25 protein-coding genes and 1 pseudogene are annotated in these 16431 nt (G+C 37.4%); 2 read left to right on the forward strand and 24 right to left on the reverse strand.

Features of this window, described 5'->3' with window-relative positions; genetic code table 11:
• Positions 1-57: 57 nt before the first annotated feature.
• The 7 genes from PHC29_07370 to PHC29_07400 form a co-directional block, all read right to left on the reverse strand.
• Complete coding sequence (locus tag PHC29_07370) at positions 58-234, reverse strand: hypothetical protein (protein ID MDD5109300.1); 177 nt, start codon at positions 232-234, stop codon at positions 58-60.
• Between the two features lie 17 nt (positions 235-251).
• On the reverse strand, positions 252-620 hold the full coding sequence (locus tag PHC29_07375; protein MDD5109301.1) for a hypothetical protein: 369 nt from the start codon (positions 618-620) through the stop codon (positions 252-254).
• A gap of 38 nt (positions 621-658) precedes the next feature.
• A complete protein-coding gene (locus tag PHC29_07380; GenBank protein MDD5109302.1) occupies positions 659-1003 on the reverse strand; it encodes a hypothetical protein in 345 nt (114 codons plus the stop codon).
• Between the two features lie 300 nt (positions 1004-1303).
• Complete coding sequence (locus tag PHC29_07385; GenBank protein MDD5109303.1) at positions 1304-1957, reverse strand: ankyrin repeat domain-containing protein; 654 nt, start codon at positions 1955-1957, stop codon at positions 1304-1306.
• A gap of 60 nt (positions 1958-2017) precedes the next feature.
• Complete coding sequence (locus PHC29_07390; protein ID MDD5109304.1) at positions 2018-2506, reverse strand: hypothetical protein; 489 nt, start codon at positions 2504-2506, stop codon at positions 2018-2020.
• A gap of 856 nt (positions 2507-3362) precedes the next feature.
• Complete coding sequence (locus PHC29_07395) at positions 3363-3611, reverse strand: bacteriophage holin (protein MDD5109305.1); 249 nt, start codon at positions 3609-3611, stop codon at positions 3363-3365.
• 51 nt (positions 3612-3662) lie between these two features.
• Positions 3663-4523 carry a mechanosensitive ion channel family protein gene (locus PHC29_07400; protein ID MDD5109306.1) on the reverse strand — a complete coding sequence of 287 codons (861 nt, stop codon included), beginning with the start codon at positions 4521-4523 and terminating at the stop codon, positions 3663-3665.
• A gap of 340 nt (positions 4524-4863) precedes the next feature.
• Between PHC29_07400 and PHC29_07405 the strand changes: the two genes are divergently transcribed.
• Both PHC29_07405 and PHC29_07410 read left to right on the forward strand, forming a co-directional pair.
• Positions 4864-5286, forward strand: coding sequence for a helix-turn-helix domain-containing protein (locus PHC29_07405; GenBank protein ID MDD5109307.1), 423 nt, complete (start codon positions 4864-4866; stop codon positions 5284-5286).
• Positions 5287-5438: 152 nt separating this feature from the next.
• A pseudogene (locus tag PHC29_07410) lies at positions 5439-5621 on the forward strand (IS30 family transposase).
• A 61-nt stretch (positions 5622-5682) separates the two neighbouring features.
• On the opposite strand, the gene PHC29_07415 reads toward PHC29_07410, so the two are convergent.
• The 17 genes from PHC29_07415 to PHC29_07495 all read right to left on the reverse strand — a co-directional run bounded on the left by PHC29_07415 (position 5683) and on the right by PHC29_07495 (position 16395).
• Positions 5683-6021 carry a PDGLE domain-containing protein gene (locus PHC29_07415; GenBank protein MDD5109308.1) on the reverse strand — a complete coding sequence of 113 codons (339 nt, stop codon included), beginning with the start codon at positions 6019-6021 and terminating at the stop codon, positions 5683-5685.
• Positions 6008-6703: a cobalt transporter CbiM gene (gene cbiM, locus PHC29_07420; protein ID MDD5109309.1), complete on the reverse strand. Its 696-nt coding sequence runs from the start codon at positions 6701-6703 to the stop codon at positions 6008-6010. Before cbiM ends, PHC29_07415 begins: the two co-directional genes overlap by 14 nt.
• An 11-nt stretch (positions 6704-6714) precedes the next feature.
• On the reverse strand, positions 6715-8088 hold the full coding sequence (locus tag PHC29_07425) for a carbohydrate porin (protein MDD5109310.1): 1374 nt from the start codon (positions 8086-8088) through the stop codon (positions 6715-6717).
• Between the two features lie 256 nt (positions 8089-8344).
• Positions 8345-8761 carry a nickel-responsive transcriptional regulator NikR gene (gene nikR / locus PHC29_07430; GenBank protein MDD5109311.1) on the reverse strand — a complete coding sequence of 139 codons (417 nt, stop codon included), beginning with the start codon at positions 8759-8761 and terminating at the stop codon, positions 8345-8347.
• A 133-nt stretch (positions 8762-8894) separates the two neighbouring features.
• Positions 8895-9488, reverse strand: coding sequence for a hypothetical protein (locus PHC29_07435; GenBank protein MDD5109312.1), 594 nt, complete (start codon positions 9486-9488; stop codon positions 8895-8897).
• Positions 9488-10102 carry a tetratricopeptide repeat protein gene (locus PHC29_07440; GenBank protein MDD5109313.1) on the reverse strand — a complete coding sequence of 205 codons (615 nt, stop codon included), beginning with the start codon at positions 10100-10102 and terminating at the stop codon, positions 9488-9490. Before PHC29_07440 ends, PHC29_07435 begins: the two co-directional genes overlap by 1 nt.
• Before the next feature lie 9 nt (positions 10103-10111).
• A complete protein-coding gene (locus PHC29_07445) occupies positions 10112-10813 on the reverse strand; it encodes a cytochrome c biogenesis protein CcdA (GenBank protein MDD5109314.1) in 702 nt (233 codons plus the stop codon).
• The gene (locus tag PHC29_07450) at positions 10810-11652 is read right to left on the reverse strand and encodes a metal ABC transporter permease (protein ID MDD5109315.1); all 843 of its coding nucleotides are present in this window, start codon (positions 11650-11652) and stop codon (positions 10810-10812) included. Before PHC29_07450 ends, PHC29_07445 begins: the two co-directional genes overlap by 4 nt.
• The gene (locus PHC29_07455; GenBank protein ID MDD5109316.1) at positions 11645-12427 is read right to left on the reverse strand and encodes a metal ABC transporter ATP-binding protein; all 783 of its coding nucleotides are present in this window, start codon (positions 12425-12427) and stop codon (positions 11645-11647) included. Before PHC29_07455 ends, PHC29_07450 begins: the two co-directional genes overlap by 8 nt.
• Before the next feature lie 28 nt (positions 12428-12455).
• A complete protein-coding gene (locus PHC29_07460) occupies positions 12456-13346 on the reverse strand; it encodes a metal ABC transporter substrate-binding protein (protein ID MDD5109317.1) in 891 nt (296 codons plus the stop codon).
• 47 nt (positions 13347-13393) lie between these two features.
• Positions 13394-13669, reverse strand: coding sequence for a hypothetical protein (locus PHC29_07465; GenBank protein MDD5109318.1), 276 nt, complete (start codon positions 13667-13669; stop codon positions 13394-13396).
• On the reverse strand, positions 13666-14082 hold the full coding sequence (locus PHC29_07470) for a transcriptional repressor (GenBank protein ID MDD5109319.1): 417 nt from the start codon (positions 14080-14082) through the stop codon (positions 13666-13668). Before PHC29_07470 ends, PHC29_07465 begins: the two co-directional genes overlap by 4 nt.
• A 68-nt stretch (positions 14083-14150) precedes the next feature.
• The gene (locus tag PHC29_07475; GenBank protein MDD5109320.1) at positions 14151-14378 is read right to left on the reverse strand and encodes a FeoA family protein; all 228 of its coding nucleotides are present in this window, start codon (positions 14376-14378) and stop codon (positions 14151-14153) included.
• A 16-nt stretch (positions 14379-14394) separates the two neighbouring features.
• Positions 14395-14715 (reverse strand): DsrE family protein, encoded by a 321-nt coding sequence (locus PHC29_07480; protein ID MDD5109321.1) that lies wholly within the window; start codon positions 14713-14715, stop codon positions 14395-14397.
• Positions 14716-14734: 19 nt separating this feature from the next.
• Positions 14735-15448, reverse strand: coding sequence for an MBL fold metallo-hydrolase (locus PHC29_07485; protein MDD5109322.1), 714 nt, complete (start codon positions 15446-15448; stop codon positions 14735-14737).
• Between the two features lie 12 nt (positions 15449-15460).
• Positions 15461-16081 (reverse strand): class I SAM-dependent methyltransferase, encoded by a 621-nt coding sequence (locus tag PHC29_07490; protein ID MDD5109323.1) that lies wholly within the window; start codon positions 16079-16081, stop codon positions 15461-15463.
• Positions 16078-16395: a DnaJ domain-containing protein gene (locus PHC29_07495; protein MDD5109324.1), complete on the reverse strand. Its 318-nt coding sequence runs from the start codon at positions 16393-16395 to the stop codon at positions 16078-16080. Before PHC29_07495 ends, PHC29_07490 begins: the two co-directional genes overlap by 4 nt.
• Between the last annotated feature and the right edge of the window lie 36 nt (positions 16396-16431).

Consider the following 16431-nt stretch of genomic DNA (forward strand, 5'->3'; position numbering starts at 1 on the left):
GCCCAATCTTATTTTCCGCAGTAACCACAACCTCTTTACTGATACTTGCATTCTTTATCATCCCTGCCTCCTCTTATTTTTTGTAGTCGGTTTTGCTTTCTTTTTCTGCATTGCTTTGCCACAGCACCAAAGAGTCTTCCTAGATACACCAAAATTACTTATTATTACCTCTCTACCACAAGGAACGCAAACCAATTTTGCACCTTTCTTCGCTTTTACTTTTGCCCTTACCATTGTTTCCTCCTTTCTATTTATAAACTATATTCTATTAACCAATCTTTAGCTTTTTGAATATCATCAAAAGCAGAAAACTTCCTGTCTGACGAATACGATAGGATATCAATAAAAAGTTTCAGACGTTCTCCAGGCGCAACAATAGCAGAGGCTTTTATATATGGTTTATTATGCTTAACGAATTCTTGCATTGCCAGAAATACATCGGGAATATATAAATTTTCATTATTAATGTCCGCTAGAGCCAAAACAGAATATTTTGGCTGTTCTTTAATGATATTTTTGCTTTTCTCTATGACTCCTAAAGCATGGTTTTTACTACAGTTTGATAAATCTATAAATAGAATATTTTTATTTTTATAAGTAATGAAACTGGCTCTTTCCATATTGTTAGACCCTATTATTAATTTTTTCTCCAGTTTTTTTACATACTTCCCTGATTAAGATCCGATATTCTCCTGGCCTTTAAACCGCTTGAACCATCATCGTAATAAACAACTGTAACCGGATCAGATTGCTCAATATCAGAAAGAGATATTGTTTGAGCGCCTCTTGTAATCTCAGCTTCACTGGGAACAATAATATTAATCTCATCCGCCTCTCCTGAAATAAGGCTGGAATAGTTTACGGTGATTATTGATTTTACCCAATCCATATCAACTACTGTACCAGAAACAGTTTTCTGAACTTGGTCATTATCAAACGCCCATCCACAGACTGCTACCATAAAAAACAGAATAAAAATAATCGCTACCCGGATTATACCCATACCTAAAACTCCTTTATTAAATGAAAACGTCCAAAAAAAGTGACACCCTCTAACAAATAAAGCAACTCCCTTCTTTATAGAGAATTGCCTTAAAAACTTATCTATTCAAATTCCATATTTTTCCTTTTTAATGCTTATTTGGAATTAGAATGAATATTGCCTAATTGTTAAAAATTACCTTCTTACTAAAATATACTCTTTCTTGCTAAAAAAATAAAGAACTTTTTCTTATTATTACTGATTATTAACTTTCCTACATAAATAAATCCAGAACTTTTCTAATAAACTGGTTGAAAATTGTTACTTCGCCCCGGCATCTTCAAGTAATTGCGCTGTATCCATGTGGTTTTTTGATTTAGCTGCCCCTAAAACTGAATAGCCAGAAGAATCTTTGATATTAATATCCGCACCTTTATCTATCAGTAGTTTTACGGTATCATTATGGCCCAAAAATGCCGCCCTCCACAAAGCTGTTGCGCTACCAGGCCCCCTAGTATCTATAGTCGCACCTTTATCTATTAAAATCCTGGCGACTTCGGTGTTGCCAAACGATGCCGCCCACAGAAGAGGTGTCCAACCATCAGAATCCTTAACATTAACATCTGCGCCTTTGTCTATAAGTAATTTTGCGATTTCCGGATAACCTTTAAACGAAGCCTGTATCAAAGCTGTCGTTTCGTTAGAGCTTTTAACATCCACCTTTGCGCCTTTAGACAACAAAAGTTTGGCAATTTCGGTATAACCATAAGATGTTGCCCACATTAAAGGTGTCCAACCATCAAGAGTTTTAACAACATTCACATCCGCACCTTCGGATATAAATTCACTAACTTTTCGGAGATCATTATTCCTTAATGCGCGCATCAACTCATCGTTAATATCTGCCAAACAAAGCGCAGGAATCAGCATTATGCTCAAAGTAAAAATAGAAAAAATCCTGACTATTTTTTTCATATTTTTCCTCCTTTTATCACCACAATCACACTTTCGCTTTATATGATATTAGCTAATAGATTATTTCTTTAGCTTTTTGACAGCTTCTTGCACTTCTGAACTGTTTACGATATTCATGAATTTAGGATTTTTCAATAAGGCCTGGATATCGCCTTTTTTTGCTGCAGCCTGAAGTTGAGGATCGCTAGCCATTTGCTGAAACCCGGGATCTTTAGCCAATCCCGTAATAATAGCTGCGTTTTTCGGATTTTTCATTAACCTCTGTCCGTAAGAAGGAGGCTGGGATTGAACTGGATTATTCGCCTCAACGGTAGGCTCAATAGGTGTGGGTAAAGTATAATTTGCTGACTCAATTTTAATAACCTTTTCTCCCGCTACTTTTGTTTCTCCGAAAGCATAGGTATTTATAGTATAAACACCGTTTACATAAGAAAGTATTTCGCCATTAATTACACTGCCGTCAGCTAGCTCAATCTTGCTTAACTGTCCACAATAAACAGATATATTTAACGCTAAAATTAACAAGCAAAAAATAATAATTTTTTTCAAGTATACCGCCTTTTAATTATTTTACCTTAAACAAAAACTCCTTGCAACATAATTTGCTGCAAGGAGTTAACAGGCTCGCATTGTAAAAAATTTTCATAACTGGTTACATCCAGAAAACACAAGTGACCAGTTTAACGAATTTGCCTAAATTGACTAAAAGATCTCTTTAATTACGCATAAGTTTTGGATTTTGACTTCTATTCCCTTAACATTTTCAAAGGTAGATGTTATAACGAGTAGAAAATGCTAGTTAGGCCTATTTACAGGGAAATTTGTAAAAAAATTCATAGGAAGAACAAACCTGAAAGTTTCTGAAATTTCATTAGGTGCTTCTGGTTTTTGGGGAGACAAATACTTCTCTGAGAAAAAGGCTTCGGCTATAGTAAATGAGGCTTTTGCGCGGGGAGTTAATTTTTTCGATACAGGACACAACTATTCGAATTTTAACGCAGAGCCTCGTCTTGGCCGGATTATTAAAGAAATACTGTCAAAAAATGACCGATCAAGCATTATTATTTCTACGAAAGGCGGGACTATTATTGACACCGGTCAAGTTTTCCCATTTCAATACGTCAAAACCAAAGATTATTCTCCCGATGCCATAGAATTATCCTGCTCAGAGTCAATCAAAAATCTTAATTGCGGTTATTTGGATATTTTTCAACTTCAAGGAATGAGCAAAACATGGATTAATGGGCCGCTTATTGAAAGACTATTAGATATGAAACGAAAAGTAATGTTTCGATATCTAGGTGTAAATACACATAGCGAAGCGGAAATGCTGTTGATTTCAAAGCGGCCAGAGATATTCGATATGGTATTAATTGATTATGCGGAGGAGACGGAAGAAATATATTTATTTCTCAGTAAATTTGTTGTATAACAACGCAAATAAAAAACAACCTATACCGGCATCAAAGAATCCATAGGCTGTACCTATTAAACTACCAATAGGAGTTACTGAATAGCCAATGTAGTATGACTTTGCAATTAAAGCCGCTTCTTTACTACCATAGCCTAAAATCCCAAGCCATGTAAGCACAAACATGCTGACGCTCCACAGAATTCCTCCTGCAAGACCGAACGCTCTTACATTCAATTTCATAATCCACACCCCCCCTTATAATTTATAAATTACAATGGATAGAATTGAAGATCATAATACCTTGCTACTATTAATCCTTATCTGCGGCAAAGGTAAGCCTTCCTGCTTGAATCTCTTAATTAATTCTTCTCTTATTTCACAACGTAAATCCCATGCCTTAGATGAATCTGATGCTTTACACAATATCCTTAATACCATTGATTTCTCTGTAAAATCAACAACCTGTACTACAGCTATTCTTTCCGGAGTAGAATTCTTACTTATGCCTATAACTTCTTTAACCCATCCCTTAATTTTATCAACATCACATGTATAGTCTACATATATCATAACAGTTCCTATTAAAGATGGGTCCTTAATGGTCCAATTCTCGATAACTTCGTTTACCATTATGTTATTAGGAACGACTATCCTCCTATTATCCCAAGTACGTATAATAGTATGCATCAGTGCTATTTCTTCTACCCACCCCCAATCGTTCCTAAAGATAACCGCGTCATCTAAACGAACCGGCTGAGAAAAAGAAATACAGATGCCACCAATAATATTAGAAAGGGTATTTTGGGCTGCCATACCTATAGCTATGCCTGCAATTCCTGCAGAAGCTAAAAGCGCTGTACCTATATGGCGCATCTGCTGAAACTGCTGAAGAAAAACAACAAAAGCAAATAAATAAATGCTAGTCTCAATAATTCTACGAATTACTGTAATCTTGGTCTCAATTGCAGAAACTCCTAAAATCCCGGCTTTTTTAAATCTTGTTATAATTCTTCTCTGCAGATGATATAGCAATACGGCTACTATTTTAGTCAGGATGACTGCAGTTAAAGCAATGATAAAAGATACCCATATCTTAGGAAATGCGTTATGCCTTATAATTACATTAATAGTATGCGAAATCTTATCAAACATAATCCCTCCATTACTTTAGTTTTACTCCCCACAGGTATAGGTAATTATCTCTCAATTTACAAGCCCTATTATATAAAGAATGGGCTAAATTACAAGGATATTATTGGACATCAGAGATAAAGTTATAAAGTAGATTTGAGATATATCTAAAGACTCAAAACGAAAAGTTTTGAACAAAATTTCTGGATTTTTGTCCAATTTATCCATTTCTGTCACCCTTTCCAGGGGACATATAAATCATAACTACTTGTACCATATATAGTTACAGATGTCATCCTTCGGTTCAAGAAACTAATGCAACACCTTAACCTGCTATAATGGCAGGAGAAAGGAGTTGCTAATGATTAAATACCAAAGAATTACGTTCGTGGAGCGAGAAGAAATTAGCCGGTACATTGCTTCAGGATACAGTAGCCGGAAAATTGCTCAAAGCCTTAATCGGCTGCCAAGTACTATCTCTCGAGAAATTATTCGCTTGGGAGTTATAGGACGAAAATATTATCGGGCTATTTTCGCTCAACAACAATCAAACAAAATGCGCCATAAGTTACGTAAAAATCGTAAGTTTGATAACAACATCCCCTTGCGCGAAGTCGTGCTTTATTATTTAGCAAAAAACTGGTCACCGGAACAAATTGCCAAGAGCCTAATTATATTGTATCCTAATGACATGATTATGCGCGTATCTCATGAAACTATTTATTCGTACCTCTATATTCTACCACGCGGAGCATTAAAACGTGAAATAGTATCATCTTTATGACGGCATCATCTGCATCGCCGAAAAGTTCCGCCAATTGCCCAAAGGTTTAAAAAGAACATTAACCTATAATCAAGGCCGAGAGATAGCTCAACACAAACTTTTTTCAAAAGAAAACAGAAATAACCGTTTACTTCGCGCATCCTAGCTCCCCTTGGGAACGAGGAACAAATGAAAACACGAATGGTTTAATACGAAAGTATTTTCCTAGTGAAACAGATTTTAATAAGATCTCTATAAATAGACTTAAAGAAGTCCAAGACGAATTAAATGATAGACCGCGAAAAACACTTGGTTTTTATACACCTCTTGAAAAATTCTGTGAAGTGTTGTGTTAGCAATTTGAATCTACCCACCTCTCTAGGGAGCGGACATTTTATATCTTCTTACACTTATAACCTAATCATGTTCCTTCTTAACCAACAATCTGCCTACTACCATTACCACAATAATAATTAAACCTATACCTACAATTGCAGATATTATATAAGCAAAACTTAACTGCGATAGCCCCTTTCCCTCCCAACCCTTGAAAGCATAATCAGGCATAGGCGCATTCCAAAGGCTAGAGAGTTTTTCAAGACCCTGAGGAATATATCCTACAAGTTTCTGCATCTCATCAGCTCCCCATTCACCCCAAGCTGATCCAGCCTTAAAATGTTCAGGCAATAATAAGCCCAGCGGAGAAAAAATAGCTAAAATACCTAACCCTATCCATAATTTATTAGTGAGTTTCATTGGCCACCTCACTTTCCTTAATAAATTCCGGGGAATGTTTTTGTAAATATTTAATTACTAAAGCTGTAACAATCGCCTCAACCCATCCAAATATCAATAAATGCTCTCCTAGCATTACAGGCACTGCTACCTTGAAACCATACGGACAATAAAGAGATTGTCCGTTTGTAGCATGATGTAATAAAGGCTGTAGCCCGAATTCAACACCAGCAAAAAAAGCAGCGACATTAATACCTATATATCCTGCTATGCCAGCAGCTAATACTCTTCTTTTTGAACCCATAGGTGCATTATAACTAATCGCCCTATATACATAATAACCTACAAAAGGTAGAACAAGCGCCATATTAAAACAATTAGCGCCAATAGCCGTAATTCCACCATCACCAAACAAAAACGCTTGGATAACTAATGCTACGGTTAAAGCAATGCAAGCTGCCCAAGGGCCAAGAAGTATCGCTACCAATACCCCACCCACAGCATGTCCAGTTGTTCCTCCTGGTATTGGCACATTAAACATCATAATCACAAAACTAAATGCCGCGCCTATTGCCAACATCGGTACTTGTCTAGCTTTTAATGTCTTCTTAACAACTTTTGATGCAACCGTCCATATCGGCAACATTACCGCGTAAAATACGCCGCAAGTTGCCGGCCCTAAATATCCATCTGGTATATGCATATTCCCTCCTTTTAAAAATCTATCTGCGCCCTCATCCCACCCACAAAAATTCCATTTACATCATCTACAACATCCTTACCAAAAGGATTCCAGATATATTGAAAATCAGGGCTGATTGACAAATGGTCATTAACATGAATGTTGTAATACGCCTCTAGGTGCCCTTCTGGCTTTGCCTTCAAGTCTGATATTTGTGTACCGTATTTCTTATAGTCCTTTGAAGGTATAGCTTGACCAACTGCAAAGGCAAACACATCTTTCTCTCTCCCCCAAGGCTTTCCTTCCACCTGAAAACCAGTACCCCAGGAATGCGTTAGTGAATAATTCAAATCTCCTGTCGCCGTAATGTCTGGATTATATACTTTCGGATTCTGCCAGCCGTAGCGGGCAAAAAGTGTTATAATATCGTTAGCTTTCTGATCAAAGCTTAAACCAAAGCCATAGTTAGCCTCTTTTGTCTTCTCTATGTCTCGCCATTCAGTATGATAGACATTGTTATTCCACCCTAAAAATCGGTAGTTTCCGGGTAGATTAAAGAAATTAGTTTTAAAATGTACCTGCCCGATATTAAAAAGATTGTCACCGATTTTCTCCCAATCACTATTGCCATCAAATAAACCATATCCCAATTCCAACCATCCAACCGGCATATATGCTAAACGGATACCTGCGGTATTATCCGGAAATTCTATTGTCGGCGAATTACGGAAAATCCTGCCTAAAAATTGAGTAGTTTCATCATTAGCAACTTCGCTTTGATCAAAATATGCAGTAGGATCAAGCTTTCCAAAAGTTAAAGCAACTTTATCTTCGAATAAAGCCTGCTCATACCAAAATTCGGTGAGGCGTACATTATTATCATTATCAGCGTCACGATTGACGTTTGAGTAAAGAGTTAAATCATCCTCAAGCCCTGCTCCCTGTCCGGCTTCCAGATGTAAGAATGCCTTTCCTCCTATTTCCTTAAACTCTTTACCAAGGGTTATGTCTGCTGAATAAGAAGCATCTGCGCGACCCTCTTTCTTGGTTACGTCGGAAGTGGCGTTATTTGTATTATTTGTACCCTGAACAATCATGGTGCCACCCGCTCCAAGCTCAAGGCCTTCCATAAGTTTCATCGGAATACCGGGTATTTCATGAAGATTTTCTTCAAATTTTGATAATTTTGTTTCGTATTCTGTAATCTTTTGCTGCTGCACTTGGGTTGTCGTATTTTGAGCAGCAATATATATATCTTGCTCGGAAACTTTCTTCTCTAAAGTAGCAATACGTTCTTTAAGCTGATTGATTTCCTCTCTGATAGAAACCTCATCAGCAAAAACCGCTGGAGAACAAAGAAAAGAAAAAACTAGAGAAAATAATGCTACTTTCTTTAAAACCGCCATAAATATACCCCCCTTTTCAAGTGTTGTTTGCACCAGCTCAAAGTTATGGTATACTTATGGCTGGGCTTGGTTGTTTAATGTTCTTCGCCAAGTACCGCGGCCCCGCCGGATTCTTTCCAAGGAGATGGCGGGGTTGTACTTTCTTTCTTGCGACACATTCTACTGTTTCAGTAACACACTGTGATAAACTTTGAACTATTCGTGTTATTACGTTTATTAAATTCGTGCTATTAATAGGCAAAAAAATAATACTCCTCTATTCTATACCTATTCCTGTTGTAGACATGCTTAACGTCGAATGTTTAACTCCCTTTACCGCTTTTAGATTCTCTGACAAGCGCTGGACTTTCTCGGGAGAGCCCTTTACCGCAAGTATCTCCAAACAGTTGTTATGATCTATATGGATATGCTGCGAGGAAATAATACAAGAGCCAAATTCATGCTGGATATCCAAAAGCGTATTCACTAACTCACGCTTGTGGTGATCATAGATAAGCGTTATAGCTCCTACAACCTCATGGGCATCAAGCCATTCTTTCTTTACCAGTTCCTGCCGGATTAAATCCCTAAAAGCCTCGGAGCGATTGGTATAACTTTTGGATTCGATGAGTTTATCAAATTTTCCCAAAAGCCCCTTATCTAAAGAAACTCCGAATCTTGCTATTGAAGACATATGTTTTCTCCTTGTATTACGAATACAAAAATTGTAACACCAATATATTGCTTGTCAAATGAAATTTTAAAATCACTTTTTAAAAAATACAATGTTCCTACGATTAGCTAACCTTCACATATAACTCAGCTAATCAAAATATACGAAACCCCTGCTTCTTCTTCTGAGCCTCTGCTTCTTGAATAAAGAATAATCCCGCGAGTTTTTTCTTCCCATTTTCATCCGTAAAATATTCCTGATGCGCGTAGAATATGCCTGTAACTTCTACAAGAGGAGTAAATGGTGGAGCTAATTTCTGGCCTTTTTTCATAGTAACGGACACTACATTAAATATTGTGGGTGGTAGACTAGCGCCCCAATCACAACATGGGCAGCCGTAGGCATTTTTCCCTAAGGCAAAATTATCAAGAGAACCATCCGCAAGATACGCATCATAGGGTATCAAAAGGTAACCTGTTAATTTCACTTTCTTACCATATAAATGAAGAATATCTATCGGGAAACCTTTTATATCATCTCCGTCTTTAGTAGCCTGGCTTTGAACTTTCTCAAGCTCTCTTATATCTAAAACATACACTTGCTCATTATCTGATTGACTAGCGAAAGCATCGTTTGGTAAACTTAATACGTGAAAAGATTGTGCTAAATTTGGTTTTTTAGTTACGAAGAATAATATAATTGATAAAATAAATACGAACCTTAGCGTATAGATTAACCCTTTATTCATTATTTAATAAATCTCCTAAGATTCGCTTTTTTTGCCATCGAACTATCTTGAGGATAATATTTCTGCAACTCTTTCAGCACCTTATCATTTTTATCAAATTCATTTAAGGCTTCGTAACATTCCGCAAGTAATCTCAATGACGATTTATGATAAGAAACAATATCTATCGTCTGTCCATTCTCATCGGGGCCAAAAGCTATAATTCGCTCGAAATACGCTACCGCTTCTTTACATTTACTTTCAGAAGCCAGAATTACCCCAAGGCTAAAGTTCGCGCTTTTATCTTTAGGATCGGCTTTTATAGCCTGATGGTAAGCGTATATGGACTTTTCCAAATTACCATTGCTTTTATAGGCATACCCAAGCATATCCCACGCCTTAACATTTTTTTTATCAATAAATACCGCTTTTTCATAGCTCCTTATCGCATCATTGAACAACTCACACGCCATATACGAAGACGCCCGGAATACCAACTGTTTCACGATAAACGGCCTCATCACGATAAAACTCAAGGCTACAAAGGCGAAACTAAGCGAGCATCTTAAAACCAACCTAGGTCGCTTATCATGATTATACGAATTGCTACAGCTACAATTATCGTATTTTTCCATAAAGAATCCTTACGCGAGAATAAAGAAAAACAATGCAATTGCTATAAGAATGTTGCCTGCCACAAATTGAGTATATTTTTCTAAACTTTCAACCTTGGGAGCTAGATATTTCACTAAGCTCGTAGATGAACCAATCAATAATATCGGCATGCTTTGACCGATCGCAAAGCTTAAGAATATAATAAAAGAATAAACCCATGAATCCCAAAAACCTACAATGCTTGCAATTACAAAAAGCACAGAAGCGCAACAAGGGCAAGCCGGCATCTCCAAGAAAGCAAACATAACACCAAATAAAAACGAACCGATAAAACCTCTTTTTTTCAACCGAGTATTCGTTTCACAATACGCATGGTGCGTTTTGCCGATTTTGATTAAACCTGCGTAAAAAACCCCAAAGATAAGTAAAACAACCCCTAAGAATATATATAGATACTTGCTTATAAGCACTAAACTAAAAGCTAAATTCTTAAGTAAGATTAAAGCTATCCCTAAAAATGTATAACTGGTGATTAACCCTAAGGCTAAAAAAATAGCCGATAGAAAGGATTTTCTCTTAATGTCGTGTGATGCTCCTGAGACATAACCAAAAACAATTGGGATCCTAATTATCGTGCAAGAGCTCAAAGACGCGATAAACCCTGCCCAAAACACAATGAATATCGCTATAATAGGCGACTTAGTTATAATTGTTTGAAGTGTATTTGTCATTTCATTAAACGCCTACTTGATAATGCTGATATACCGTAACAACCAGAAGCAAAAATAACGATCGTTGCCCCTGATGCTGTTCCCCAATAATATGATACGATCAACCCCATGATACCGGAAAGAATGCTTATAATTACTGCCCATGCCGTATATGTGTGGATGTTCCGTGTAAAATTACGAGAGGCTGCCGCAGGCAAGATTAAAAGTGAATTTATGATTAAAATTCCTACCAACCTTATCGAAACAATCACCACTAATGCTAGAAGTATCGTAAAACTTGTCTCTACAAGAAAAGTATTGATCCTGCGGCTACGCGCCAAAGATGAATTAACGCTCGTAAGTATCATGGCGTTACCCGCCGCATACCAATACCCCAAAACAACCACAGCTATTACAAAAAACCAAGCTATTTGCTGCGGGGTAACCGCGAGGATATCGCCAATCAAATAACTTGTATATTTTACAAATCCACCCTGTCTGCTTAAAATAACAATACCTAGAGCCACGATAAATGCCATAAAAACACCCAAAACAGTATCAACGGAAGCTTTGGTGGTATCTTTTAACAAATTTATAGAAATAGCTAAAACCACCGCCAAACAAATCATAGGAAACGTAGGATCGTGAAAACCTAAAAGCACTCCTATGGCAATTCCCGTAAGCGCGGAATGGCCTAACACATCGGTGAAGAAAGCCATACGGTTATTTACTACCATTGTCCCTAAAATCGCAAACAACGGCGTAACAAGTAATATAGCCAAAAGCGCATTCTTCATAAAAACATAATGCGTCCAGCTAAACGGAAGCATATCTAGCAATCTATACCAAACCTCAATGATCGCCATTTTTATTATTCTCTTTTGACGTTAAGCTCGGCAAACAAGAAATATTCCATAGGGTTGGGCCAAATGCTTTTACTAATTTTTCATTTGAAAGAACTTCTTTAGGATCTCCTTCTGCAATCACAGACCGGTTAAGGAGTATGAGCCGATCGACATAAGAAGATACGCCTGCTAAATCATGGGTTACAAGTATCACCGCAATATCATGTTTTTTCCTTAAATCATCTACGATTTGGTAAAAAAGGGACAGCCCCTTAATATCTACTCCGCTAGATGGCTCATCTAAAAGTAAAAGTTCAGGTTCAGGGGTCATAGCGATAGCTAACAGAACTCGCTGCAATTCTCCACCTGAAAGTTCCCCTACTCTTCTCTTCAATAGATGTTCCGCTGAAAATAAAGATAAAACACTTTTTACTTTTTCTGATAAGTCATTACTCACTCCAGACCAGATAGGGCGGCGGCTTATTGCCGAAACAACAAGATCTGTAACGTTAATCGGGGAACTAAAATCAAATTGTAGTTTTTGCGGAACATATCCTATTTTGGGTTTTTTAGAAGCGCTACCGGCTATCCGAAATGTTATTTTACCTTGATAAGCGATCTCTCCCAGAATCGTGCGTAACAGAGTGGTTTTTCCGGCACCATTCGGACCAACTACGCCAATAACTTCCCCACAGTTAACATGTAAATTAACATTATCAAGTATGGCATTATCGCCAAATTTGACGGTTAGGTTATCGACCTTAGTACAACAATGTTCACAGGTTTTCATTAAAGCGGCTATTGCTCCATTATTTTAGTTATCCAAAAGCTTGTTTCAAAACCTTAAGATTATCTTCCATTATATCTATGTAGGCGTCATAATTATCCGGGCCAGTTACCACAGGATCAAGTACATAAACTTTAGCCCCCGTTTCCTTGGCTATAGTCTCTGCTGCAGTGGATGGATACTGTGGTTCACTAAACAATGCCGGAATTCCATTTTTTTTAACAAGCTCAATGGTATCTGCCAATTCTTGTGCGCTGGGTTCGCTTCCCGGCTCTCTCTCGACTACAGCAGCTATCTTTAAACCGAATTCCTGAGCAAAATACGGAAATGCCTCATGAAAGGTTATAATTGATTTACCCTTATAAGGAGCTAATTCAGAATGCATCTTCTGGCGCAGCGCTTCAAGCTTTGCCACATAATTAACCGTATTCTTCGCATAAAACTCTTTATGGCTGGGATCAAGATCTTCCATTGCCTTACCTAAATTCTTTACCTGAATTATCGCATTAAAAATACTTACCCATACGTGTGGGTTATCGCCTTCGTTGCCCTCTCCTTTGATAAGAGGTATACCGCCTGTTAGCTGTACTATTTTTATATTAGGATATCCTGTTACAATCCTATCCAAAAAAGATTCCATGCCTGCGCCATTAGCCACAAAAACCTGAGCATCTGCAAGTTTTTTCATATCATTGGTAGTTACCGTATAATCATGCAAGCAGCCAGTGAGCGGAGAGGTAAGGTTCTGAACTGAAACTCCCGGGACATCTTTTACGACATTCTTAGCCATGATATACATCGGATAGAATGAAGCAATTATCTTGATCTCTTTAGCCTCACTAGCAGCAAAGCCAACAGAAACAAAAGAATAAACCATAAAGAAAATTACTAAAATAAATGTGAGAATGCGACACCGAAACATACTCTCTCCTTTTTAAGCTATAAAATTATCTTACAATGCTTTAAAAATTAAAAAGGCGGAGCGCGGGAAAATTGAGTAGCGAAATGAAGGTAAACTGGCAGGGTAAAAGAAAATAAGCGGCAAAAACAGATAAACGTGAAAAAGATCAATAATGATGTACCAAAAAAAACAAAAACAGTATTATTATGCAACCAAAGGCAAATCGAGCATTCATGCCCATCATCGCCATCATGATGTAGTCCGTGAGAAAGCGGATGTAATATCACTATCCCAAGAAAAACAGCAAGAACAACCAGCAATAAAAATGCTATCCTATTTCTCATTTGCACTTTGAACACAACCCTTCTATTTGCAATTGATGCGTCTCTACTTTAGCATTAAGTTCATTTTCGATAAACTGTGAAACACCCTTAAAATTACAGAAACCTACTTCTTCCATCTTTTTGCATTTGCGGCACGTAAAATGATGGTGGTGTTCATTGAGCAAGGTACAAAGCGCATACCGTAACTGGCGATCCTCGGATAAAAACTGCACCAGAATACCGGTATTTTTAAACTCGGCAAGTATTCTATATACGGTCGGCAATCCTACTGTCGAAAGTTTCCTCCTTAACTTCGCATACACATCATAAGGCGACAGATGCACACTGCACTTCATAAAAATCTCAATAACCGCTTTTCGTCTAGGGGTTATCTTTAAGCGATTGTCTTTTAAAACTTGAATATAAGCTTGCATGGTTTTCTCATAAATAGAAATGATTTCTATTTATATCACAAACTAGGTTTTTGTCAAGAGGGATACTATTAATGAATTAAATTAAGCATTGCTCCTATCAATAACGCAACTGCAATCTGTATATTGCCTACTTCTACTGTCTGGGGGCCGCGCCAGAAATGAGAACTTACCTTAGTTATTTTCTTTCCCGGCCTTAGCCCCATACTTTGTAATTTTCTTACGAGGCCATGGCCTCCCTGAATTTCTTTTACTATACCAATCTCTCCTGGCCGCATTTGAGTTAAATCTACCATCATGATTAACGTATCCTCATTAAAAAGTCACCACTTTATCGCTTTCTTTAACGATTTCATACATATCTTTCATCGTTGAGATAGGGCACATTTCTGAACCTTCCTGCTCCCTACTTTTAATGCATGTTCCGCAGGCGTAAATCTTGCCTCCGGCTTGAAGCAATTTCTCTGCCTGCTCAATGGTATTAAACTTCTCTGTGCTGATTTTTTGATATTCTACGCCCTTACCCATAAAGAATACCTTAACCTTATCTTCCTGGCCAATAGCAAAATTAGCATAGCGCAAGGCATTCCAACAGGTTTCTGTATCGTTATTTGCAATAATGATTCCTATTTTCATCCTCTCCCTCCCAATTAATTCATAACTCTATGCTATCCCCCTCTTTGACCCTCACGAAGCCATAGCCAAACGCCCCACGCATCATCTCTATCGCACGCTTTCCGGTGCAGTGCGTTGGAGCAACCTTACGAACACCAAACTCCCGCAGGTCTTTTATAATACGCATATTTGTTTCGTCCGTATTGTCTTTTAAATGTAAACCACCAAGAATAAAAGAAACTCTTTCCTTTAAAAAATGTTTTTTTACAGCATTTATAATGTTAACGATCCCGGGATGAGCACAACCCGTAATAATCGTTATGTTTTTTAAAAACTTTACGGCCAACGCCTGTTCAAAAATACGCCTATCTGCGCAAGAGCTTTGGATCTGACCGGTAGAAAACACCTCTTCTCTAATCATAGTAAACGGCTCAACTTCAACCACGCGGACGCCAAAAGAAGCAATTCTATCTTTTACTTCCTGATCAAAACCCGGACAGATATAAACTGTAATATCTTTTCGGCCCGGTAACAAATACCACAACCCGGATATATGATCCCAATCATCGTGCGACAAAACAATGTGCTTAATCTTAGCGGCATCAATATTAAACTTCCGCATATTGTTTAAAAGTACGCCCGGATCACCAAAGGTATCAAAAAGTACATCTTCACCAATTAAAAAAGATATGCCCCACCTACGGATGAACCGTTCCCACTTGCTTGAACCTGTGGCAATAATTTTTATTTTCATATTTTATTTCGCTCATTTCTTTTTTGCCGATAGCACTACAAAACCACCCTTACCAAAGCCTTTTTTGGGTTTCTCCACTGAATTCATTTTATCCGGCATTTTATATATCGTTTGATAATACGAAACCCTGCCAAAGCCTGACATCTTAAGCAAATTAGTAACTTCTTTCACGCCGAAAAAATGTGCCTGCTTATAAAACAGGCTTTTTTCCCCCTGATAGAACCTGCCTAAAAAACTATCCTTATCAATAATGCCAATAATAATCTTGCCACGCTTCTTTAAAACCCTTTTTGCTTCTATCAATACTTCGACAGGATCTTTGACAAAACACAAAGTAATAATAATGGTAATATAATCTAAAGTGGAACTATCAAACGGTAATCTTTCTCCTTGAGTACGGTGTACATCTATACCTCTTTTTCTGGCAATTTTAAGCATATTTTCAGAAGGATCAACCCCGTACTTTATTCCTAATCTAGAAGCAAATCTGCCTGTGCCAACACCAATCTCCAACCCTTTTTCATTCTGCGGCAGTACTTTTCTTATTGCCCCCAGCTCTGACAAAAATGCGAATTTATGCTTATCATACCAAGCGTCATATTTCTTATAATGTTTATCGAAGGCATCACTCATAAATCCAGATCTCCGAACCAACCGTCATAAAACCTTTTAAGATGCTCATATTCTTCTTTTGACATAGTATTTTTCTTGGCCTCTTTCTCTCTGAAAGAATACTGATAATTTGCGCAATAGCTTAAGATAACATCCCTTGCGTGGTTTATTTTTTTAAATATTTCTTCACAGTGTTGCTTATCTTTCGCCTTACATCTATCAGGATGGTATTTAAGGGCTAAACTTCTAAAAGCCTCTTTAATCTCTTCTATGCTCGCCTCTTCACCTAATCCTAGGATCTTTCTTGCTTCATCAATTTGCTTAAAATTCCTCATATTATAATCCTATTTTTATTTTCGGATAAATATTCA

The sequence above is a fragment of the Candidatus Omnitrophota bacterium genome, assembly GCA_028712255.1.
Taxonomy (GTDB): domain Bacteria; phylum Omnitrophota; class Gorgyraeia; order Gygaellales; family Profunditerraquicolaceae; genus UBA6249.

Coding starts and splice junctions, on each gene's coding strand:
- PHC29_07370 (MDD5109300.1), bottom strand. CDS start 234: ATGGTAAGGGCAAAAGTAAAAGCGAAGAAAGGTGCAAAATTGGTTTGC.
- PHC29_07375 (MDD5109301.1), bottom strand. CDS start 620: ATGGAAAGAGCCAGTTTCATTACTTATAAAAATAAAAATATTCTATTT.
- PHC29_07380 (MDD5109302.1), bottom strand. CDS start 1,003: ATGGGTATAATCCGGGTAGCGATTATTTTTATTCTGTTTTTTATGGTA.
- PHC29_07385 (MDD5109303.1), bottom strand. CDS start 1,957: ATGAAAAAAATAGTCAGGATTTTTTCTATTTTTACTTTGAGCATAATG.
- PHC29_07395 (MDD5109305.1), bottom strand. CDS start 3,611: ATGAAATTGAATGTAAGAGCGTTCGGTCTTGCAGGAGGAATTCTGTGG.
- PHC29_07400 (MDD5109306.1), bottom strand. CDS start 4,523: ATGTTTGATAAGATTTCGCATACTATTAATGTAATTATAAGGCATAAC.
- PHC29_07405 (MDD5109307.1), top strand. CDS start 4,864: ATGATTAAATACCAAAGAATTACGTTCGTGGAGCGAGAAGAAATTAGC.
- PHC29_07415 (MDD5109308.1), bottom strand. CDS start 6,021: ATGAAACTCACTAATAAATTATGGATAGGGTTAGGTATTTTAGCTATT.
- cbiM (MDD5109309.1), bottom strand. CDS start 6,703: ATGCATATACCAGATGGATATTTAGGGCCGGCAACTTGCGGCGTATTT.
- PHC29_07425 (MDD5109310.1), bottom strand. CDS start 8,088: ATGGCGGTTTTAAAGAAAGTAGCATTATTTTCTCTAGTTTTTTCTTTT.
- nikR (MDD5109311.1), bottom strand. CDS start 8,761: ATGTCTTCAATAGCAAGATTCGGAGTTTCTTTAGATAAGGGGCTTTTG.
- PHC29_07435 (MDD5109312.1), bottom strand. CDS start 9,488: ATGAATAAAGGGTTAATCTATACGCTAAGGTTCGTATTTATTTTATCA.
- PHC29_07440 (MDD5109313.1), bottom strand. CDS start 10,102: ATGGAAAAATACGATAATTGTAGCTGTAGCAATTCGTATAATCATGAT.
- PHC29_07445 (MDD5109314.1), bottom strand. CDS start 10,813: ATGACAAATACACTTCAAACAATTATAACTAAGTCGCCTATTATAGCG.
- PHC29_07455 (MDD5109316.1), bottom strand. CDS start 12,427: ATGAAAACCTGTGAACATTGTTGTACTAAGGTCGATAACCTAACCGTC.
- PHC29_07460 (MDD5109317.1), bottom strand. CDS start 13,346: ATGTTTCGGTGTCGCATTCTCACATTTATTTTAGTAATTTTCTTTATG.
- PHC29_07465 (MDD5109318.1), bottom strand. CDS start 13,669: ATGAGAAATAGGATAGCATTTTTATTGCTGGTTGTTCTTGCTGTTTTT.
- PHC29_07470 (MDD5109319.1), bottom strand. CDS start 14,082: ATGCAAGCTTATATTCAAGTTTTAAAAGACAATCGCTTAAAGATAACC.
- PHC29_07475 (MDD5109320.1), bottom strand. CDS start 14,378: ATGATGGTAGATTTAACTCAAATGCGGCCAGGAGAGATTGGTATAGTA.
- PHC29_07480 (MDD5109321.1), bottom strand. CDS start 14,715: ATGAAAATAGGAATCATTATTGCAAATAACGATACAGAAACCTGTTGG.
- PHC29_07485 (MDD5109322.1), bottom strand. CDS start 15,448: ATGAAAATAAAAATTATTGCCACAGGTTCAAGCAAGTGGGAACGGTTC.
- PHC29_07490 (MDD5109323.1), bottom strand. CDS start 16,081: ATGAGTGATGCCTTCGATAAACATTATAAGAAATATGACGCTTGGTAT.
- PHC29_07495 (MDD5109324.1), bottom strand. CDS start 16,395: ATGAGGAATTTTAAGCAAATTGATGAAGCAAGAAAGATCCTAGGATTA.